The sequence below is a fragment of the Pseudomonas tructae genome, assembly GCF_004214895.1.
Lineage (GTDB): Bacteria > Pseudomonadota > Gammaproteobacteria > Pseudomonadales > Pseudomonadaceae > Aquipseudomonas > Aquipseudomonas tructae.
Genome location: NZ_CP035952.1, coordinates 4,226,629 through 4,248,157 on the forward strand (window position 1 = coordinate 4,226,629; position 21,529 = coordinate 4,248,157).

General features: G+C 61.5%; 16 protein-coding genes. 6 read left to right on the forward strand and 10 right to left on the reverse strand.

The window, feature by feature from the left end; translation table 11 throughout:
* Window positions 1-45 precede the first annotated feature (45 nt).
* Together EXN22_RS19285 and EXN22_RS19290 are read left to right on the forward strand one after the other, a co-directional pair.
* Window positions 46-1,251 (forward strand): CmpA/NrtA family ABC transporter substrate-binding protein, encoded by a 1,206-nt coding sequence (locus EXN22_RS19285; RefSeq protein ID WP_130265572.1) that lies wholly within the window; start codon window positions 46-48, stop codon window positions 1,249-1,251.
* 14 nt (window positions 1,252-1,265) lie between these two features.
* Window positions 1,266-1,841 carry an ANTAR domain-containing response regulator gene (locus EXN22_RS19290; RefSeq protein ID WP_130265573.1) on the forward strand — a complete coding sequence of 192 codons (576 nt, stop codon included), beginning with the start codon at window positions 1,266-1,268 and terminating at the stop codon, window positions 1,839-1,841.
* A gap of 31 nt (window positions 1,842-1,872) precedes the next feature.
* Here EXN22_RS19290 and EXN22_RS19295 read toward each other — a convergent pair whose 3' ends face one another.
* Window positions 1,873-3,090, reverse strand: coding sequence for a hypothetical protein (locus EXN22_RS19295; protein ID WP_130265574.1), 1,218 nt, complete (start codon window positions 3,088-3,090; stop codon window positions 1,873-1,875).
* Between the two features lie 430 nt (window positions 3,091-3,520).
* Here EXN22_RS19295 and EXN22_RS19300 point away from each other — a divergent pair, with 430 nt between their 5' ends.
* From EXN22_RS19300 to cobA, 3 genes are read left to right on the forward strand one after another with little or no spacing between them, the layout of a single operon-like run.
* A complete protein-coding gene (locus EXN22_RS19300) occupies window positions 3,521-4,732 on the forward strand; it encodes a nitrate/nitrite transporter (protein ID WP_130265575.1) in 1,212 nt (403 codons plus the stop codon).
* Window positions 4,733-4,742: 10 nt separating this feature from the next.
* Window positions 4,743-6,413 (forward strand): bifunctional protein-serine/threonine kinase/phosphatase, encoded by a 1,671-nt coding sequence (locus EXN22_RS19305; RefSeq protein ID WP_130265576.1) that lies wholly within the window; start codon window positions 4,743-4,745, stop codon window positions 6,411-6,413.
* A gap of 28 nt (window positions 6,414-6,441) precedes the next feature.
* Window positions 6,442-7,200 (forward strand): uroporphyrinogen-III C-methyltransferase, encoded by a 759-nt coding sequence (cobA, locus tag EXN22_RS19310; RefSeq protein WP_130265577.1) that lies wholly within the window; start codon window positions 6,442-6,444, stop codon window positions 7,198-7,200.
* A 65-nt stretch (window positions 7,201-7,265) separates the two neighbouring features.
* Here the strand turns inward: cobA and EXN22_RS19315 are convergent, their stop codons facing one another.
* The 8 genes from EXN22_RS19315 to ppsA all read right to left on the reverse strand — a co-directional run bounded on the left by EXN22_RS19315 (window position 7,266) and on the right by ppsA (window position 15,344).
* Window positions 7,266-8,297: an OmpA family protein gene (locus EXN22_RS19315; RefSeq protein WP_130265578.1), complete on the reverse strand. Its 1,032-nt coding sequence runs from the start codon at window positions 8,295-8,297 to the stop codon at window positions 7,266-7,268.
* Window positions 8,298-8,407: 110 nt separating this feature from the next.
* Entirely contained in the window at window positions 8,408-8,974 is a 567-nt protein-coding gene (gene sigX / locus EXN22_RS19320; RefSeq protein ID WP_036990388.1) for an RNA polymerase sigma factor SigX, read from the reverse strand.
* 114 nt (window positions 8,975-9,088) lie between these two features.
* Window positions 9,089-9,913 (reverse strand): mechanosensitive ion channel family protein, encoded by an 825-nt coding sequence (locus EXN22_RS19325; protein ID WP_130265579.1) that lies wholly within the window; start codon window positions 9,911-9,913, stop codon window positions 9,089-9,091.
* 2 nt (window positions 9,914-9,915) lie between these two features.
* On the reverse strand, window positions 9,916-10,170 hold the full coding sequence (locus EXN22_RS19330) for a CrfX protein (RefSeq protein WP_371128640.1): 255 nt from the start codon (window positions 10,168-10,170) through the stop codon (window positions 9,916-9,918).
* Between the two features lie 93 nt (window positions 10,171-10,263).
* On the reverse strand, window positions 10,264-11,259 hold the full coding sequence (locus EXN22_RS19335) for a zinc transporter ZntB (RefSeq protein ID WP_130265580.1): 996 nt from the start codon (window positions 11,257-11,259) through the stop codon (window positions 10,264-10,266).
* A 28-nt stretch (window positions 11,260-11,287) separates the two neighbouring features.
* Window positions 11,288-11,776 carry a ribonuclease E activity regulator RraA gene (rraA, locus tag EXN22_RS19340; RefSeq protein WP_130265581.1) on the reverse strand — a complete coding sequence of 163 codons (489 nt, stop codon included), beginning with the start codon at window positions 11,774-11,776 and terminating at the stop codon, window positions 11,288-11,290.
* A 68-nt stretch (window positions 11,777-11,844) separates the two neighbouring features.
* Entirely contained in the window at window positions 11,845-12,861 is a 1,017-nt protein-coding gene (locus EXN22_RS19345) for an alpha/beta fold hydrolase (protein ID WP_130265582.1), read from the reverse strand.
* A 107-nt stretch (window positions 12,862-12,968) separates the two neighbouring features.
* On the reverse strand, window positions 12,969-15,344 hold the full coding sequence (gene ppsA, locus EXN22_RS19350) for a phosphoenolpyruvate synthase (RefSeq protein ID WP_130265583.1): 2,376 nt from the start codon (window positions 15,342-15,344) through the stop codon (window positions 12,969-12,971).
* A 176-nt stretch (window positions 15,345-15,520) separates the two neighbouring features.
* Here ppsA and ppsR point away from each other — a divergent pair, with 176 nt between their 5' ends.
* Window positions 15,521-16,339 (forward strand): posphoenolpyruvate synthetase regulatory kinase/phosphorylase PpsR, encoded by an 819-nt coding sequence (gene ppsR / locus EXN22_RS19360; RefSeq protein ID WP_130265584.1) that lies wholly within the window; start codon window positions 15,521-15,523, stop codon window positions 16,337-16,339.
* 97 nt (window positions 16,340-16,436) lie between these two features.
* Here the strand turns inward: ppsR and EXN22_RS19365 are convergent, their stop codons facing one another.
* Entirely contained in the window at window positions 16,437-21,302 is a 4,866-nt protein-coding gene (locus tag EXN22_RS19365; RefSeq protein WP_130265585.1) for an NAD-glutamate dehydrogenase, read from the reverse strand.
* Between the last annotated feature and the right edge of the window lie 227 nt (window positions 21,303-21,529).

The window sequence follows — 21,529 nt, forward strand, 5'->3', positions numbered from 1 at the left end:
AGGCCTTGCTCCACAGCGCTGTATCGACACAGGAGAACATCACAGATGCCGAGCACCAATCCGCTGGCCTGGGTGCATGGCAGCGACGCACCGGAAAAACCGCTACTGGAGCTGGGTTTCATGGCACTCACCGACTGCGCACCGCTGGTGGTCGCCGCCACCCAGGGCTTTGCCCAAGCCTACGGATTGAGCCTCAACCTCAGGCGCCAGAGCTCCTGGGCGGGCCTGCGCGACAAACTGCTCAACGGCGAACTGGATGCCGCCCACAGCCTCTACGGCCTGATCTATGCGCTGCAATTGGGTATCGGCGGCAGCAGCGCCACGGACATGGCAGTGCTTATGGGGCTGAACCAGAATGGCCAAGCCATCAACCTGTCCGCTGCGCTGCAACACCAGGGTGTGACCAGTCCCGAGGCACTGCAGCGCTTTGTGCACCAAAGCAGGACAAAACTCACCTTTGCCCAGACCTTCCCCAGCGGCACCCATGCCATGTGGCTGTACTACTGGCTGGCCAGCCAGGGCATTCATCCACTGCACGACGTCGACAGCGTGGTGGTGCCACCGGTACAGATGCTCGCGCACCTGCGGGCCGGGCGCATCGACGGTTTCTGCGTCGGTGAACCCTGGTCCGCGAGCGCCCTGGAGCAAAGGCAGGGCTTTACCCTGGCCACCAGCCAGTCGATATGGCCGGATCATCCGGAGAAGGTTCTGGGCTGCACTCGGGCCTTTGCCGAGCAGTATCCGAACACGGCGCGGGCACTGGTGATGGCCGTGCTGGCCGCCAGCCGGTTCATCGAACAGAGCACCGAAAACCGTCGCAGCACTGCACAATTGCTCAGCGCCGCGGCGTACCTGAATGCGCCGCTGTCGAATATCGAGCCGCGCCTGCTCGGCCAGTACCAGGATGGCCTGGGCAACCAGTGGCAGGACCCCTGCGCCTTGCGCCTGCATGATGCCGGCCGTGCCAACCTGCCCTACCTGTCCGATGGCATGTGGTTCATGACCCAGTTTCGGCGCTGGGGCTTGCTGCGCGACGACCCCGACTACCTCGCCGTCGCCCGCCAGGTCCAGCAACTGGCCCTGTACCGCGACGCAGCGACAGCCGTGGGCGTCGCTTGTGCGGCAACGGATATGCGCAGCAGCCAGCTGATCGATGGCAGCCGCTGGGACGGTAGCGACCCATGCGGCTATGCCCGCAGTTTTCCTTTGCATGCCCTGGCCGAAACGCCAGCCGCATTCGCGCACCCCTGAAAGGAGACGCAAACATGCTGCGAATCCTGTTGATCGACGACACGGCGAAAAAAGTCGGGCGGCTCAAAGCCGCGCTGGTCCAGGCCGGTTTCGAGGTCATCGAAGAATCGGGCCTGACCATTGACCTGCCGGCGCGCGTCGAAACGGTGCATCCGGATGTGGTGCTGATCGATACCGAGTCACCGGGCCGCGATGTCATGGAGCAAGTGGTGCTGGTCAGCCGCGACCGGCCTCGCCCCATCGTCATGTTCACCGACGAACATGACCCTGGGGTGATGCGCCAGGCCATTCGCGCCGGTGTCAGCGCCTACATCGTCGAAGGCATTCATGCCGGGCGCTTGCAGCCGATTCTTGACGTGGCCATGGCCCGTTTTGAAAGCGACCAGGCGCTCAAGGCCCAACTGCAGGCCCGCGACCAGCAACTGGCAGAGCGCAAGCGGGTGGAACTGGCCAAGGGCCTGTTGATGAAAATGAAGGACTGCAATGAAGAGCAGGCCTACACCCTGATGCGCCGGCAGGCCATGAGCAAGCAACAGAAGCTGATCCAGGTGGCTGAACAGATCATTGCCATGAGTGACTTGCTTGGTTGAATACAATGCCCGGCCTCACGGCCGGACAGGCTCAGCCTTCGCGTGTCGAGGCGTCACGTAGTTGTTGCGCCCGCCAAACAATCTCGTGATTGACACGGGATTTGTTGCATACGACTTCATTCAACTCCCAGGTTTTTTCAAAGGCGACAGAGAGTGGGCTACCCGGGGCAGTATCGCCAAATACGGATTGCATAGTAACGCCAGCAACCGCAGGCATAAACTTCTGCAGCTCTTCAATTCGGTACCCAGCCATCACTTCCTCCAAATTGTGACCGCCCGCCAAAAAAACCAGCGCCGCCCCCAAGACACCAAATAGCTTATTTTCCTCTATCCCTGAATTTCCCACTTCCAGTAGCAAACGCAACTGTGAAAATGCGCCACCGGAGGTCGAATTAACGAAGGATTGAACCTCCGAAGCGGCAACCGCTTTCGGCCAGCCCGCTGCCAAATTTGGCACGCTGCGGTCCGTCGACTTTGACAGGGCCTGGGAAAACATTAAATCATTATAGGGCGCTGTCCTTTTAATCGTCCCCGGATAGAGCGATTCCGACCACTCTTCAATGACTTCCTGCCGGCCACGAAACTCAGCTGAAAACAATGCGGAATCGAAGTAAACGTCTTGAAAGGCTGTACGGTCCACTGCGTGAGCAGCACAGAAGACAATGTCACTCAACTCTCGCAAAAAAGACTGAACCTGATCATTGTCCAGCGTCGCCTGCTGGTCCAGCGCTACCCTGTAGCCGCCGGCCTGAAGGTGTCGAACAACCGCGGCATGCTCGTTCAGACTGGTATTGAATGCTTCATGGTTCTCCCCCCCGGCGGCCAGTTCAATTAATTTTTCCTTCTGTTCCAACTGCAACAGCAGATGCTCGCTGACAACCCCATCGCTGTGCATCTTATCGATTTTTTCGACGGCGCCTTGTAATGCCTTGATACGCGCAGAGATAAATTCAACTTTATCCTCAGAGGCCGGACTGCCCGTACCCAGGGCATCCCGTTCCGCTATCAAATCCTCCAATGTACTTTCAAGATTCTCCTTGGAAATATACAAACCACTCACGTACTCCCTGACCGTCCGAGCCAGATCACTAAATTGTGTTCGCAGTCCATCGTCCTGTGTTACTTGACGAATGTACTCAGCCGACAACGCCGTTTCAAAATAGCGCCTGACGGGATCCTTGAACTGCCTCTGCTCATTGATATCAAGTGTAGAAACATCTACACCCTGACCACAGAGGTAGTCACTCACGGTACACTCAGGGCTACTCCCCAACAAATACAAACTCATGACCTGAGTCCAGTTCTCCTTCCCCGGCGCTGTCAATGTCAGTAGCGCCTGCCCTTTCGTTAGCCCCTCTAGCGAACCCGTATTTGCAGTGCCTGAATTACTTGCCGCATGACCAATAATAGAACGTTCGACTATCATACTTTTCACCCTGCACCGGTACCGAATTGCTGCTCAATGCAGCCGACCCGTCACCCTGCATTACCCATCTCCAGCAATCATGATGAAAATCTGATCGTGCGCTAATTAATCTGGTCCAGCATTTGCTAGACAGTATTCAACGGTAGCCAACGGCGGTTGCCCCTTCACGACAAAGACGTCGCACTCCCATCCGCGCCAGCGGGTCGGGTGGCGACGTCTTTTTCGTTTCCGTCCCTGTTCAACGAGGTGTTCGATGAATACGAGTTTCTGGAAGTCCGGGCATGTCCCCACCCTGTTCGCCGCCTTTTTGTATTTCGACCTGAGTTTCATGGTCTGGTACCTGCTCGGCCCGCTGGCGGTACAAATCGCCGCCGACCTGCAATTGACCACCCAGCAGCGCGGGTTGATGGTGGCCACCCCAATCCTGGCCGGGGCCATCCTGCGCTTTGTCATGGGCCTGCTGGTGGACCGGCTCTCACCCAAGACCGCCGGGCTGATCGGCCAGGTGATCGTCATCGTTGCGCTGTTCTGCGCCTGGCGCCTGGGCATCCACAGCTATGAACAGGCGCTACTGCTCGGGGTGTTCCTCGGCGTTGCCGGGGCCTCGTTTGCCGTTTCGCTGCCGCTGGCCTCGCAGTGGTACCCACCGCAGCACCAGGGCAAGGCCATGGGCATCGCCGGCGCCGGCAACTCCGGCACGGTGTTTGCCGCCCTGCTGGCCCCGGCCCTGGCCGCAGGCTTTGGCTGGAACAACGTCTTCGGCTTTGCCGTGATCCCACTGCTGCTGACCTTGGTGCTGTTCAACCTGCTGGCGCGCAATGCTCCCCAGCGGCCCAAACCCAAAGCCGTGGCCGACTACCTCAAGGCCCTGGGCGACCGCGACAGTTGGTGGTTCATGTTCTTCTACAGCGTCACCTTCGGCGGTTTTATCGGCCTGGCCAGCGCCCTGCCCGGCTACTTCAACGACCAGTACGGCCTGAACCCGGTGACGGCCGGCTATTACACCGCCGCCTGCGTTTTTGCCGGCAGCCTGATGCGCCCGCTGGGCGGCGCCCTGGCCGACCGTTTCGGCGGTATCCGCACGCTGCTGGCGATGTACAGCGTCGCGGCCCTGTGCATTGCCGCCGTGGGCTTCAACCTGCCAAGTTCAGTGGCTGCATTGGCCCTGTTCGTCAGCGCCATGCTTGGCCTGGGCGCCGGCAACGGCGCCGTGTTCCAACTGGTGCCGCAGCGCTTTCGCCAGGAAATCGGCGTGATGACCGGGCTGATCGGCATGGCCGGCGGCATCGGTGGCTTCCTGCTCGCTGCGGGCCTGGGGGCGATCAAGCAGCACAGCGGCGACTATCAGCTGGGGCTGTGGTTGTTCGCCAGCCTGGGCATCCTTGCCTGGTTCGGCCTGCACGGCGTCAAGCAGCGCTGGCGCACCACCTGGGGCTCGGCGGCAGTGACGGCGGCGCGGGTCTGAGGGTTAGCCGATGACCTTGCAACTGAGCTTTGCCCAGGCCAGCGCCAGCGGCCCCCGGGAGGAAAACCAGGACGCCCTGCGCCTGGTGACCCCCAACCCGGAGCTGGCTGCCAGCAAAGGCTTCCTCTTCGCCCTCGCCGACGGTGTCAGCCAGTGCGCCGATGGCGGCCTGGCGGCGCGTGCCAGCCTGCAGGCGCTGGCCCTGGACTATTACGCCACCCCGGCCACCTGGGGCGTGGCCCAGGCCCTGGACCGCCTATTGCTGGCGCAGAACCGTTGGTTACGCGCCAATGGCGGTGGCCAACCGCTGCTGACCACCCTCAGCGCCCTGGTGCTGCGCGGGCGCCGCTTTACCCTGGCGCATGTCGGCGACTGCCGGATCTACCGCTGGGCCGCCGGGCAGCTGCAACGCATCAGCGAAGATCACGTCTGGGACCAACCGGGCATGCAGCACGTGCTCAAACGTGCCCTGGGCCTGGACCAGCACCTGCAGGTCGACTACCTGGAGGGCGAGCTGCAGGCCGGCGAGTGTTTCGTGCTGCTCAGCGACGGCGTCTGGGCCAGCCTCAGCGAAGCGCAGATCAGGGCAGTGCTGCGTGAGCAGATTGACCTGCAGGATGCCGCTCAGACCCTGGTCAGCTCGGCCCACCTCAGCGGCAGCCAGGACAACGCCAGCGCACTGCTGGTGCGCATCGAGCAATTGGGTGCCAGCACCCTGGGCGACTCCCTGGCGCAACTGCAGCAGTGGCCGTTGCCGATCGCCCTGCGCAGCGGGCAGATCATTGATGGCTGGAGGGTCGAGCAAACGCTGGGCCACAGCCGCCAGTCCTTGCTGTACCGCGTGCACGATCAGCTGCAACAGCCGTGGCTGCTCAAAACCCTGCCGGCCGAACGCAAGGACGAACCGGGCGCGCAACAGGGCTTGCTGCTCGAAGAATGGTTCCTGCGTCGAGTGGCCGGACGCTACTTCCCCGAAGTGCACCCGGCCAGCCAGCGCCAGCACCTGTACTACCTGATGCGCGAATACCCGGGCCAGACCCTGGCGCAACTGTTCGCCCACAGCGGCCCTTTGCCGTTGGCGCAATGGCAGTCACTGGCCCAGCAACTGCTGCAGGCGGTCGGCACGCTGCACAGGCGCAATATCCTTCACCGCGACATCAAGCCCGACAACCTGCACCTGGGTGATGACGGCCAGTTGCGGCTGCTGGATTTCGGCCTGGCGTTCTGCCCCGGGCTCAGCGAAGACCGCGCCCATGAGCTGCCGGGCACGCCATCGTTCATCGCCCCGGAGGCATTCGAGGGCGAGCCACCCAGCCCCCAACAGGACCTGTACAGCGTTGCGGTAACGCTGTTCTACCTACTCACCGGGCATTATCCGTATGGCGAAATCGAAGCCTTCCAGCACCCACGCTTCACCCAGGCGGTCAGCGCCGCACGCTATCGCCCCGATCTACCCGACTGGCTCGAGCACAACCTTGCCCAAGCGCTGCTCACCGATCCGCGGCAACGCTTTGAAACCGCCGAGCAATGGCTGTTGCTGCTTGAACAAGGCGAGCGCCAACAGTTGAGCCTGCGCGCGCGCCCACTGCTTGAGCGCGAACCGCTGAAAGTCTGGCGCAGCCTGGCGCTGCTGTCCTTGTTCCTTAACCTGATCCTGCTGATCTGCCTGCTAAAAGGCTGACAGCCCCTTTGCCGATGAGGAATACCCTATGCATGCGAAAGTCTGGCTGATTGGTGCAGGCCCCGGCGATCCGGAGCTGCTGACCCTCAAGGCAGTGCGCGCCCTGGCCGAAGCCGAGGTGGTGCTGATCGACGACCTGGTCAACCCGCAGATCCTTGAACACTGCCCGCAGGCGCGGGTAATTGCCGTAGGTAAACGCGGTGGTTGCCGCTCCACCCCGCAAGCCTTCATTGCCCGCCTGATGCTGCGCCATGCCCGCCAGGGCCGCTGCGTGGCCCGGCTCAAGGGCGGTGATCCGTGCATCTTTGGCCGCGGCGGCGAAGAGGCCGCCTGGTTGCAAGCACATGGTATCGAAACCGAACTGGTCAATGGCATTACCGCAGGCCTGGCCGGCGCGACCCAATGCGGCATCTCCCTGACCTTGCGCGGCATCAGCCGCGGCGTGACCCTGGTGACCGCCCATACTCAGGATGACAGCCCCTTGAACTGGCAGGCGCTGGCCCAAAGTGGAACCACCCTGGTGGTGTACATGGGCGTCAGCAAACTGGAAGAAGTGCAGCAGGGTTTGCTGGCAGGTGGCCTGGCGGCACACACGCCAGTGGCGATGATCGAGAACGCCTCGCTGCCTCAGCAGCGCGAGCGACGCAGCAGCCTGGTGCGGATGTGCCTGGATGCCGCCCACTTCAAGCTGCGCAGCCCAGCGATCCTGGTGATCGGTGAGGTGGCCGCAGTGGACAACAGTGCGGCGAGGCTGCAGTGGACAACAGTGCGGCGAGGCTGCAACTGACGGCTTGAATCGCAGGCAAAGAAAAGCCCGGCCTAGGCCGGGCTTTTCAGTAGGGCTTTGACCAATTACTTGGCTTGGGCTTCTACTTGCGCTTCTACGCGACGGTTAACAGCGCGACCAGCGTCGGTAGCGTTGTCAGCAACCGGACGGGTTTCACCGTAGCCAACCGACTCAACGCGGTTCGACTCAACACCGTACTGGTTGGTCAGAACCTGTTTAACGGCGTTTGCACGACGCTCGGACAGTTTCTGGTTGTAAGCGTCAGGACCGACGGAGTCAGTGTGACCTTCAACAGTGGTGGTGGTCTGTGGGTACTGCTTCATGAAGTCAGCCAGGTTCTTGATATCGCCGTAGCTGTTTGGCTTGACGACCGACTTGTCGAAGTCGAACTTGACGTCCAGCTCAACACGGACGACTTCAGCAACAGCTGGGCAGCCATCAGCGTCAACGGTAACGTTGGCTGGGGTGTCAGGGCACTTGTCGACGTTGTCGCAGACGCCATCGTTGTCGCTGTCGGAGCAGACTTCAGCAACTGGCGCTGGAGCTGGCTCGGCTTTCTTGCCGCCACCGAAGTTCAGGCCGACACCCAGCATCGGGCCCCACTCGGTGTTGCCGCTATCGATGTTGTAGTTGGCTTCAACGCCAGCACGGGCGAAGAAGTTTTCGGTGAAGTAGACCTTGGCACCGGCGCCCAGGTTGGCGAAGGTGGAGTGGTCACGACCGCTACGCAGGTTCTGGCTGATGCTCTCGTTGGAGAAACCAGCGGAAACGTACGGACGAACCAGATCGCCTGGGTTGTTGAAGTGGTAGGTAGCGTCAAGGCCGATGTTCTGGCCCCTGATGTTCTTGCCGCTGTCGCCACGGGCGTTGTGCACTTCGTTGTAGCGCAGGCCCAAGGCAACGTCGTCGGTCAGGAAGTAGCTACCCTGAAAGTACGGGTTGGTACCAGTGTTATCGAAATCACGCTCGCTATCGTAGTAGCGCTTCTGCACGCCACCTTCGAGTTCGACCGCGCCTTGGCCTTGTGCCAGAGCGCCGAGCGAAGTAGCGGCAACGAGAGTACCAATGGCCAAGCCCAAGGTGTTTTTCAATTTCATCCGTTAAATCCCCATCTGGTGATAGTTAAGCAGTCCCACCAACATCCGGGGGACAACTCGACGGCAAGTCTAGCAGAACTTGCCGGTACGTTAGAGATATTTGCGTGCCACTAAGTTTCAGCAAGGCCCGCAAATTTCTCACGTAGCTTGTCAAGCGCACGCTTGTAACGCATTTTCGTTGCGCTCAGGCCCATGTGCATGATATCGGCGATTTCCTGGAATTCCAGTTCTGCGACAAATCGTAGCACCAGAATTTCGCGGTCAATCGGATTGACATGCACGAGCCATTTATCCAGCCCGCCTTTCTCTTCAGGCTTGGGCGCCTTCTCTTCCGAGGCCTCCTCGAGTGGATCAAGACTCAAGGCATCCATCAGTCGACGCTTGCGCCGCTCCTTGCGGTACTGGGTGATGCATTCGTTGTAGGTGATGCTGTAGAGCCATGTTTTGAACTTCGATTTACCCTCGAAGTTCTTCAGCCCATAGAGCACCTTGAGCATCACCTCCTGACAGACATCGTCAGCGTCCCGATCGTTCCCTAAATAACGTGCACAGACGTTAAAAAGAGTCCTTTGGTAGCGGCGCATGAGCTCCTCATACGCGCGAGTAACATGAAACAGCTCCTCATGCGAACGCGCCACCAACTCCTCATCAGTGAGCTCGCGGGGATCGTAACGCATGGGCAGCGAGTGAACTTTATTCAAAACGGATCTGGCCGACAGTCAGGTCATTGTCGCCGCACACCCCTGCCTGGGGCATTTTTGCGGCGGCATACATTAGCAGGATTTACCCGGTTAGCGGCTATTGACTCGCTGCTCGAGCAGAATCCGGTTGGACAGCGAGACCAACTCACCCTCGTCGGTCAGCAGGGTCGTCTTGACCGTGCCGATCTCCTCGATCTGCCCTTCGACCTCGCCAATCCGCACCTGTTGGCCCACTTGATACAGTTCGCGCACGTAGATCCCAGCCAGAATCTGCCCGGCAATTTCCCGGCTGCCCAGGCCCATGGCCAGTGCCACGGCCAGACCAACGGTAATCAAACCGATGACGATCACGTGGTTGAGCAGGTCGGTCTTGACCTCGAGCTGGCTGATTGCCACTGAAATACTGATGATGATCACCAGGCCCTGGGCGATGCGCCCAACGCCAGCGGCGTACTCCAGACCAATGCCTTCGGCGGCGCCGCGCACCAGGCCATTGACCAGTTGCGCCAGCAACACACCCGCCAGCAGTACCAGTGCGGCACCAAACACCTTGGGCAGGTACAGGGCGAGCATGTCGAGGGTGGCCGAAACACGCTCAAGGCCGAGGGACTCGGCGGCCGAAACGAGGAAAATCAACAGGACGAACCAGTAGACGATCTTGCCGATCAGGGTCGAGATCGGCACCTGAATACCGACCCGGCTGAGCATCTTGGTCAGGCCGGTGCCGCCCATCAGGCGATCCAGGCCCAGCTTGGCGAGCAGTTTGGACAGCAGGGTATCGAGCAGCTTGGCCACCACGAAACCGAGCAGCACCACCACCAGGGCGCCAAACAGGTTGGGGATGAAGTTCGCCACTTTGGTCCACAACGCGGTCATCGCGGTGACCAGGCTCTGGGTCCAGAGATCAAGTTCCATATTCAATCGGCCTTATCAGCTTTACGGGCGGTAGCGTTACGGCGCACCGGCGCGACATGCGCCGAGCCATTGTTCACGGCAATCATCAGCGCCTGGCTCCAGCGGCCCAGCAGGCTGAACAGATCACCCGCGCCAACCTGGCGGTTGGCGGTTTTCAGGACCCGGCCCAGGCAGGCGTCGTCGTCGCGGTCCTGGCCGGACGGCGATGCCTTGAGCAGGTCTCGCAGGGATTCTTCAAACGGATCGTGCATAGGCACCTCGCGCAATATCTGTCAAAGACGAGGTCGCCCCAGCACGGGTCACATGAACCGAGCAGGCAGATTGTGACTGCATGTTCACAGATTTCATCATCACACCCAGCGCAGGCGGCGAAACAGCCACCACTGCCCCATCGCCAGGGCCAGCACCAGCAAGCTGGCGAAGAGAAAGCCGTACGGGCTGTCGGCGCCAGGAATACCGCCGACATTGATGCCCAACAGCCCGGTGACGAAGCTCATGGGCAAGAAGATGCAAGTGATGATACCGAAGCGGTACATGGTCCGGTTCATCCGCTCGCTGCGCCGCCGGTCTTCGCTCTCGAGCACCAGGGCGGCCCGCTCCCGGGTCAACTCCAGCTCTTCGAGGTAGCGGGTCAGGCTGTTGTTGAGCTCGTTCCAGTAGTCGGCGTCGTCGGCGGCGAACCAGCTCCACTTGTTGCGCGCCAGTTGCGCATAGATTTCCCGCTGCGGGTTGAGAAAGCGTCGCAATCCGGCCGCACGCCGGCGGATCTGCTGCAAGCTGCCCTGATCCGGAGCATACCGTTTGTCGGCTTCGAGCTTCTCTTCTTCGCCGTCAACCACTTCCGACAGGTCGCTGATCAGCGCCTGGACCTTTTCGGTCAACAGCTGCGCCATGCTCAGCAGCAACTCGGAGGCGGTTTTCGGCCCGCGACCCTCAGACAGTTGCTGCAACAGCTCGTCACTGGCGCGCAACGGCCGCAGACGCAGCGAGATTACCCGCTGGGCCTCGGCAAAAATGCGCACCGAGACCATGTCTTCGGGTTCGGCGCCCGGATTGAGGTTGACCCCGCGCAAGAACAGCAGCATCTGCGCATCCGGCAGTGGCAGCAGGCGTGGGCGAGTGTTTTCTTCGAGCAGCAGGTCGCAGGCGAACTCGTTCAAGCCGCTGTCGTGGCGCAACCAGGTGCGGGTCTGCGGATGACTGCGGTCCCAGTGCAGCCACAGGCTCTCCTGGGGCTGCAGTGCAAGGGCGTCCAGTTCAGTTCGGGCGATCGAACGCGCACCGCCGTTTCCATCCAGCACCAGGGCGTGCACCAGCCCCCATTGCGCGTTTTCTTCCTCGAACATCCCTACCCCACTGACCAGATTCAGAGCACTACTCAGGCATTTTCAACGGGCTTGGCGAGACGATCACACCGTTGTTGTCGGCGTAAATGTATTCGCCCGGACGGAAGGTCACACCGGCAAAGGTCACTGGCACGTTGAGGTCACCAACGCCGCGCCGCACGGATTTCATTGGGTGGCTGGCCAGGGCCTGCACGCCGACGTCGGTTTGCGCCAGGACATCGACATCACGCACGCAACCGTAGATCACCAGGCCTTGCCAGTGATTCTTCGCAGCTTTTTCGGCAAGCATGTCGCCCAGCAAGGCATGGCGCAACGAACCGCCACCGTCGACCACCAGCACCTTGCCGGTGCCATCGAGCTCGACCTGCTCCTTGACCCGCGAGTTGTCCTCGAAGCACTTGATGGTGACGATCTCGCCCCCGAAGGAGTCGCGACCGCCAAAATTGCTGAACATCGGTTCCAACACCTGCACCAGTTCCGGATAGGCGTCACACAAATCGGGGGTGATGTAATGCATGGCAAACTCCTGTCAGTTGCAAAGACGAAGGGATGTCGCAGTATCAATCAATGAACGAGGCCCGATGGTCAGGCTTTAGGTTCAAGGCTACACGTCGGCGCCGATCCGGTCACCTGCTGTGCGGCATCGCCCGGCAAACTGGCCAAAGGGTCACGCAACCAGCGCTCAACCAACGGCCAGACCTGTGCCTGGGCCGACTTGCTGACCAGCATGTCGACGTGCCCGAAGTTGTCGAAGCCTTCTTCGCGCCCCAGGCGGACAAACTGTTTGTGCTCGCTGCCCAGTTGCTCGTACAGCTTGCGACAGGCCCAGACCGGGTCCTGGTAGTCACCCGCGCCCGCCACGGCCAGCACCGGCACCTGGACCTCGCTGAGGCCCGCCCACCAGTCACGGTCTTTGTCTCCAAAGCGGCCAAACAGGCCGAACCAGCGCATGCTTTCCAACGCCAGGCCAATGGGCTCGTCTTCCGGGCCGCGCTTGAGCCGTGAGCCGGAGATCTGCGCAAAACGCTTGAGCAACAAACGCCCGCCCCACTCCACCGGCGGCAATTTCAGTGGCCAGTAGGTGCGGCTGACCTGGGTACCGAAAAACGCTGCGCTGGCCACCTGCTCAGGCCCCAGGTATTGACCGCCCAGCGCTGCCGCCAGAGTCGTGCCGCCCAGGGAGTGGCCAATCCAGTGGGCCGGCTGGCCTGCCTGCTCGCAGACGAACGCAGCAATCACCGGCAAGTCGTAACGGGCGTAATCGGCCACGCGATTGTGCCGATAGGCATTATTGCGCGGCGACAGGCCGTGGCCGCGCATTTCCGGGATCCACACATCGAAACCTGCGCGCGCCAGGGTCGCACCCAGGCCAATGCCCCGGGGCGAGTACCAGAAACGCCGGTTGGAAAAGCTGCCATGCAGCAAAACGACCGGGGTGCCCCGCACCTCGGTCTGATCGGCCATGCCCAGGCGGGTAAGCGCCAACTCCACGGTGCGATCCGGGCTGTTACCGGCTTTGATCCGGTACACGTCTTCGCTCAGGTCACCACGGCGCTCGGCACTGAGCAAGGCCACGGGAAAAAGGGTGCTGCTGCTTTGCATAGGGTTCTTGCACAAAAAAGGGCGAGGTCCATCACTGGAACACGCCCTGGAATACGGTCGGAACCTCCACCGCCAGGCAGGCCGGGTGGAGGCTCCGGTTCAGCGCATCAGTTCGCGGCTTGGCCTTCGGCCAGGAAGAACCAGGTCTCCAGGACCGAGTCCGGGTTCAGCGAAACGCTTTCAATGCCCTGTTCCATCAGCCATTTAGCCAGGTCCGGGTGATCGGATGGGCCCTGGCCGCAGATGCCGATGTACTTGCCCGCCTTGTTACAGGCCTGGATGGCATTGGCCAGCAGCTTCTTCACCGCAGGATTTCGCTCGTCGAACAGGTGGGCGATGATCCCCGAGTCGCGGTCCAGGCCCAGGGTCAGCTGGGTCAGGTCGTTGGAGCCGATGGAGAAGCCGTCGAAAAACTCGAGAAATTCTTCGGCGAGGATGGCGTTGGACGGCAGTTCGCACATCATGATCACACGCAGGCCGTTGTCGCCGCGGGCCAGACCGTTTTCGGCAAGCAGGTCGACAACCTGGCTCGCTTCACCCAGGGTGCGCACGAACGGCACCATGATTTCGACGTTGGTCAGGCCCATCTCGTTGCGCACACGCTTGAGGGCGCGGCACTCGAGCTCGAAGCAGTCACGGAAGGTTTCGCTGATGTAACGCGAAGCACCGCGGAAGCCCAGCATCGGGTTTTCCTCTTCCGGCTCGTAGAGCTTGCCGCCGATCAGGTTGGCGTATTCGTTGGACTTGAAGTCCGAAAGACGCACGATGACCTTCTTGGGCCAGAATGCCGCAGCCAGGGTGCTGATGCCTTCGACCAGCTTCTCGACGTAGAAGCCCACCGGATCGTTGTAGCCGGCGATGCGCTTGTCGACGCTTTCTTTAAGCTCGGCAGGCAGGCCGGCGTAGTTGAGCAGCGCCTTGGGGTGCACGCCGATCATACGGTTGATGATGAATTCCAGGCGCGCCAGGCCGACACCGGCGTTGGGCAACTGGGCAAAATCAAAGGCGCGGTCCGGGTTGCCGACGTTCATCATGATCTTGAACGGCAGCTCCGGCATGGCGTCGACGGAGTTCTTGCGCACGTCGAAGCCCAGCTCACCTTCGAAGATGAAGCCGGTATCGCCTTCGGCGCAGGAGACGGTGACGCCCTGGCCATCCTTGAGCAGTTGGGTGGCATTACCGCAACCGACCACCGCCGGGATTCCCAGCTCACGGGCGATGATCGCCGCGTGGCAGGTGCGCCCGCCACGGTTGGTAACGATGGCGCTGGCGCGCTTCATCACCGGTTCCCAGTCCGGGTCGGTCATGTCCGAGACCAGCACGTCGCCCGGCTGGACCTTGTCCATCTCCGAGACGTCCTTGATGATCCGCACCTTGCCGGCGCCAATACGCTGGCCAATGGCACGACCTTCGACCAGTACGGTACCGGTCTCTTTGAGCAGGTAACGCTCCATGACATTGGCCTGGGCGCGGCTCTTCACGGTCTCAGGGCGGGCCTGAACGATGTACAGCTTGCCATCGTCGCCATCTTTGGCCCATTCGATGTCCATCGGGCACTTGTAGTGCTTCTCGATGATCATCGCCTGCTTGGCCAGCTCGCTGACTTCGGCGTCGCTCAGGCAGAAACGGGTGCGCTCAGCCTTGTCGACATCGACGGTCTTGACCGAGCGACCGGCCTTGGCTTCTTCGCCGTAGACCATCTTGATCGCCTTGCTGCCCAGGTTGCGGCGCAGGATCGCCGGACGACCGGCCTGCAGCGTACCCTTGTGCACGTAGAATTCATCAGGGTTGACCGCACCCTGCACCACGGTTTCGCCCAGGCCGTAGGCGCCGGTGATGAATACCACGTCACGGAAGCCCGACTCGGTGTCGAGGGTGAACATCACCCCGGCGGTGCCGGTTTCGGAGCGGACCATGCGCTGCACGCCGGCCGACAGCGCCACCAGCTTGTGGTCGAAGCCCTGGTGCACGCGGTAGGAAATGGCGCGGTCGTTGAACAGCGAGGCGAACACTTCCTTGGCGGCGCGAATGACGTTGTCGACGCCGCGGATGTTCAGGAAGGTTTCCTGCTGACCGGCGAACGAGGCGTCCGGCAGGTCTTCGGCGGTGGCCGAGGAGCGCACGGCAACGGCCATGTTCGGGTTACCCTCGGACATGACGGCGAAGGCGCTGCGGATTTCAGCGTTCAGGCGCTCGGGGAACTCGGCGTCCATGATCCACTGGCGGATCTGCGCACCGGTCTTGGCCAGGGCGTTGACGTCGTCAACGTCCAGCGCGTCGAGGGCCGCGTGGATCTGTGCGTTCAGGCCGCTCTGCTCGAGAAAGTCACGATACGCCTGAGCCGTAGTGGCAAAGCCGCCGGGGACCGATACACCGGCGCCCGCGAGGTTACTGATCATCTCGCCGAGGGATGCGTTCTTGCCCCCCACATGCTCTACATCATGGACGCCGAGCTTATCGAGGGAAACTACGTACTCTACCAAGGTGATCTCTCCACTAACTGTGTTGGAAAAGCTCAGGTCGCCCGCCTGCCAGCTCTGGCTTGGCCGGGCGCTTGTGGCCTGGACCTGGAAAATAAGTGAGAATGCCGAACGCAGTGTTCGGTAAACCGAACCTATCATATCCAAGATTCGTCACCAGCTTAAGGCCCAAGGCGCAAATGAAACGATCTGCTTTCTTTATCTCCGATGGCACCGGCATTACCGCCGAGACGCTGGGACAAAGTCTTCTAGCGCAGTTCGATACCATTCCGTTCAATAAATTCACGCGTCCGTACATCGACAGCGTGGAAAAAGCGCGGGTGATGGTACAACAAATCAATAGCGCCGCTGAGAAGGATGGTGTCCGTCCGATCATCTTCGACACTATCGTCAATCAGGATATCCGCGAGATCCTCGCCACCTCCAACGGTTTCATGATCGACATCTTCTCGACCTTCCTGGCCCCGCTGGAGCAGGAACTGACCGCCCATTCCTCGTATTCGGTGGGTAAATCCCACTCGATCGGTGGCAATTCCAACTACATGGAGCGGATCGAGGCAGTCAACTTCGCCCTCGACAACGACGACGGCGCGCGCACCCACTATTACGACAAGGCCGACCTGATCCTGGTGGGTGTGTCACGCTGCGGCAAGACCCCGACCTGTCTGTACATGGCCATGCAATTCGGTATCCGTGCGGCCAACTACCCGCTGACCGAAGACGACATGGAACGCCTGCAACTGCCCCAGGCCCTGAAGAACCACCAACACAAGCTGTTCGGCCTGACCATCGACCCCGATCGCCTGACCGCCATCCGCCACGAACGCAAGCCCAACAGCCGCTACGCAAGCTTTGCCCAGTGCGAGTTCGAGGTGCGTGAAGTGGAAAACCTGTTCCGCCGCGAAAACATCGCGCACATCAATTCCACGCATTTCTCCGTGGAGGAGATTGCGGCGAAGATCTTGGTAGAAAAAGGCGTGGAACGCCGCTTCAAGTAAGGTTCAACGGCCTCATCGCTGGCAAGCCAGCGATGAGGCCGGTACAGACAAAAAAAAGCCCCGGCAGTTGCCGGGGCTTTTTCATTTCAGCTCACGCTCAGGACGGCACCACCGTTGCCTGGCCACTCAAGGCCAGGTCCACCAGCTCTCGGTTGGCCACCGCGTACATGGCGTAGTCGGTGCCGGTAGCGGCACGCAGTTCGTCGAGCATGACGCGCCAGCGCTCGACCATGACCCGGTGCTGATCCAGCCACAGGGCCACCCGGGCGTCCATGTCCTCAGGCGCATCGACCATCTGCAGTACCGAGATGGTGATCGCCCGCTGCTGCAGGTCGATATCATCACGGAAGGCTTCGCGGGCCAGGGCCTGCCAGTTGTTTTCCACCGGCAGGTTGCTGATTTCCTGCAGGTACCAGGTCAGGTCCAGGGCACTGCCAACGGCAAAGAAGGCCTTGGCCACTTCAGCCGGGTCCTGGCCCGTGACATCGGAAGCCTCGATGATCGGCAACAGGGTGTACAGGTGCGTGGTACCGGCCACCATGCGCGCCAGCAGCTCCGGCACGCCAGCGTCGACGAAGCCCTGGTAACGGGTCATCCAGCGCTCGCGGGTCGGCCCTTCCAGCAGTTCATCGAGTTTCAGGCCCAGTGCGGCGATTTTCGGCCCGAAATGCGCCACATCACGGCCAGCGTCCTGCTCGTTACGCCGGCTGCGCAGGAACCAGCGGGTAGCCCGGCGGCCCAGGCGCATCAGCTCGTCCATCAGGGTCAGCTGGATTTCAGCCGGAACCTGATAGTCCAGCGCCTCGATCTGACGGAACCAGTGTGGTAGGTGGAAGATGTCACGCACGATCACATAGGCACCGGCGACGTTCGCCGGGCTCATGCCGGTGGACTCTTTGAGGCGCTGAACGAAGGTGATGCCCATGTTGTTGACCAGATCGTTGGCGATCTGGGTGCTGACGATCTCGCGTTTGAGGCGATGACGGCGCATGGCCTCGGCGAACTTGCTCACCAGCGACGGCGGGAAAGCGGTTTCCATGTCGCGGGTCAGGTAGTCGTCATCTGGCACCAGCGACTTGAGCAACTGTTCCTTGAGGTCGATCTTGCTGTAGGAGATCAGCACCGACAGCTCGGCACGGGTCAGGCCCTGGCCAGCCGCCAGGCGCTCGGCCAGTTGCTCTTCAGTGGGCAGGAACTCGATGGCACGGTCCAGCTTGCCACGGCCTTCAAGGTCGGCCATCAGCCTCTTGTACTCGGCGATGCGCTCCTTGGCCCGGCGTGCCGCCAGCGACAGTGCCTGGGTCTGCTTGTAGTTGTTGCCCAGCACCAGACCGCCAACTTCCTCGGTCATGCTGCCCAGCAGCTGGTTGCGCTGCTTCTCGGTCATGTCGCCGGCCTGCACCACTTCGTTGAGCAGGATCTTGATGTTGACCTCGTGGTCGGAGCAGTCCACGCCACCGGCGTTGTCGATGAAGTCGGTGTTGGTGGCGCCGCCGTTCAAGCCGAACTCGACCCGGCCCAACTGGGTCATGCCGAGGTTGCCGCCTTCACCCACCACCTTGCAGCGCAGCTCGTTGCCGTCGACACGCAGGGCGTCGTTGGCCTTGTCGCCGACGTCGGCGTGGCTTTCTTCACTGGACTTGACGTAAGTGCCGATACCGCCGTTCCACAGCAGGTCGACCGGGGCCTTGAGCAGCGCGTTGAGCAGCTCGGTCGGGGTCAGTTTGTCGGCTTCGATGGCGAAGCGCTCTTTCATCTGCGCGGTGATCGCGATGCTTTTCGCGCTGCGCGGGAAGATCCCGCCGCCTTCGGACATGATGCTGGTGTCGTAGTCGCTCCAGGCCGAACGCGGCAGATCGAACAGGCGCTGGCGCTCGGCGAAGCTGCTGGCAGGCTCGGGGTTCGGGTCGATGAAGATGTGCAGGTGGTTGAATGCCGCCACCAGTTGCAGCTTGTCGGACATCAGCAGGCCGTTGCCGAACACGTCGCCAGCCATGTCGCCGACACCGACCACGGTGATCGGATCTTCCTGGACGTTGATGCCGCGCTCACGGAAGTGACGCTGCACGCCGACCCAGGCGCCACGGGCGGTAATGCCCATTTTCTTGTGGTCGTAACCGGCCGAGCCACCGGAAGCAAAAGCGTCGCCGAGCCAGAAGCCGTAGTCGATGGCAATGCCGTTGGCGATGTCGGAGAAGGTCGCGGTGCCTTTGTCGGCAGCCACCACCAGGTACGGATCATCGTCATCATGGCGCACGACGTTGGCCGGCGGCACCAGGGCACCGTCCTTGAGGTTGTCGGTGATATCCAGCAGGCCGGAAATGAAGATCCGGTAGCAGGCGATGCCTTCGGCCTGGATATCATCGCGGCTGCCGCCCAATGGCAGGCGGCGCGGCAAGAAGCCGCCTTTAGCGCCAACCGGTACGATCACCGAGTTCTTCACCTGCTGGGCTTTTACCAGGCCCAACACTTCGGTGCGGAAATCTTCTTCACGGTCCGACCAGCGCAGGCCGCCGCGAGCAACGTTACCAAAGCGCAGGTGCACGCCTTCGACCCGTGGCGAATAGACGAAGATTTCGAACTTCGGCACCGGCTTGGGCAGTTCGGGGATCAGCTTGGGGTTGAACTTGAAGCTGAAGTACGACTTGTTCTGGCCCTGAGCGTCGGTCTGGTAGAAGTTGGTGCGCAGGGTGGCCTTGATCAGGTCCAGGTAGCGACGCAGGATACGGTCTTCGTTGAGCACCTGGACCTCGTCCAGGGCCGTCAGGATGGCCTGCTCCAGACGCTGCTGCTTGTCGTCGAGGTCTTCGCTGCTGAGCTTGCGCGCCAGATAGAAGCGGGTCTTGAACAACCGGGTCAGCTCGCGGGCAATGTCGGTGTGGTTGTTCAGGGTGCTGGCAATGTAGCCCAGGTCGAAGCCCAGGCGGATCTGCTTGAGGTAGCGGGCGTAGGCACGCAGCAGCGCCACGTCGCGCCACGGCAGGCCGGCGGTCAGCACCAGGCGGTTGAAGGCGTCGTTCTCGGCATCGCCATTGACGATGTGCACGAAGGCATCCTGCAGGGTGTCGTTGAGCTGCTGGATGTCGAGGTTCAGGCCTTCGGCGGCGGTGAAGGCGAAGTCATGAATCCAGTACTCGCGGCCATTGGCATGGCGCAGGCGGTACGGGAACTCGCCCAGCACCCGCAGGCCAAGGTTTTCCAGGATCGGCAGGACGTCCGACAACGCCAGCGGCGTATCGGCGTGGTACAGCTTGCAGTGCAGTTGCTGTTTGCCGGCCTGGGTCAGCGGCTGGTAGAAGCTCATCACCAGCGGCTTGCGCTCGGACAGGGTCAGCAGGTGCTGCATGTCGACCACTGCCGAATGGGCGGCGAAACGCTCGCGGTAACCGGCCGGGAAGCCTTTCGGGAAGTCGGCCAGGACGTTGGTGCCCTGGGCTTCGCCGAAGCTTTCGACGGTCAGGCTGGCGTAGTCGTCCTGCCACGAACGGCAGGCCTGGATCACTTCGTTTTCCAGCTGCTGCGGGTCGATGTCGATGCGGTTTTTCGGGTCGACGCGCAGAATCAGTTGCACGCGGGCCAACACCGACTCGGAGAAGAAGGTCCAGAACTCGCAGTCGCTGGCCTTGAGGCGCTCCATCAGTACTTGCTGGATCTTCTGCCGCACTTCGGTGGAGTAAATGTCGCGCGGCACGTAAGCCAGGCAGTAGCAGAAGCGGCCGTACGGATCCTTGCGCAGGAACACGCGGATCTTGTTGCGTTCCTGGATCTGCACGATCGACATGACAGTGCTGAACAGCTCGTCGACCGGGGTCTGGAACAGGTCGTCACGGGGCAGCACTTCCAGAACCTGGGCCAGCTCTTTGCCCAGGTGGGCTTTGGGGTCGAAGTGCGAACGACGCTCGACTTCGGCGACCTTGCCACGGATATACGGGATCGCCCGCACGCTTTCGCCATACACCGAAGAGGTGTACAGGCCCATGAAGCGGCATTCCTTGATGACCTTGCCGTCGGCATCCAGCTGGCGGATAGACACGTAGTCCGGGTAGGCCGGACGGTGCACGCGGCTTGGGTGTGCGGCCTTGGCGAAGGACAGCAGCAGCGGCTCGTGCAGGTAATTGACGGCGTAGTCTTCGATGCGCAGGTCTTCGGCGGTGAGACCGACGCGCAGCATGCGGGTCAGGCCGAGGAACGACTGCTCGTCATACTGCAGCTGGCCACCCTGGGCATCGCCATGAACGACGAATTCCTCGTAGCCGAGGAAGGTGAAATGGTTGCCCAGCAACCATTCGAGGAAGGCTTTGACCTCGGCCTTTTCGTTTTGCGCCGGGGCGTAGGCGGTCTGCTCGACCAATGCCACGACCTCGCGCAGCTTGGCCTTCATCGGTTCGAAATCGGCGACGGCGACGCGCACTTCGGCCAGCACCTGCTCAAGCTCGCGGGTCAGCAGGTTGAGCTCAGCGGTGTTGGCGCAGCGGTCGATCTCCAGGTACATCAGCGATTCTTGCAGGACGCCGTCGCCCTGGGTGCCTTTGGGCAGGATTTCCAGCAGCTCGCCTTTGGGCCCGCGACGCACGCTCAGTACGGTGGTCTGCAGGGTATGGATGCTGTAGCCGCGGCGGTTGAGCTCGGTACGTACCGAGTCGACCAGGAAAGGCAGGTCATGGTGCAGGACTTCGACCGCAGTGTGGGTCGACTGCCAGCCATGGCGTTCATAATCGGGGTTGTAGACGCGAACCTGAGGCTGGGTGTGATCGAAACGCTCGATGATGCGCCAGGCAGAGAGGGTGCAACCGGCCAGGTCCGACATACGGCGCTGGGTGAGTTCGTCCAGAGAGATGATGCCGAAGAACTGCTCGGCGAACAGCGCCACTTGTGGCAGTGCCTGTTCGCTGATGTGCTGCGCCAGGGCCGCCTGCAGTTGATGCTGGAAGTCGGCTTTGCTGGCTGCGGTGAAAAACGCCATCTGTGGTACTCCGCTTGGGCTTTATTATTGAGTGAAGCGTCGCGCGCGTCCGCCGTTTACGGATCAACGATAGCCAACCCGTAGCAGGAGGACGGTAAAACCATAGAAACAGGCGCTCAAGGTGACCTGCGAGTCACATCTTCCGCTCCACGGATGGGCATCTGCAAAAACGACTGCCGAACGGGCTGTGTCTTTACGGGTGTCCATCGACAGCAAAGCTTAACGAG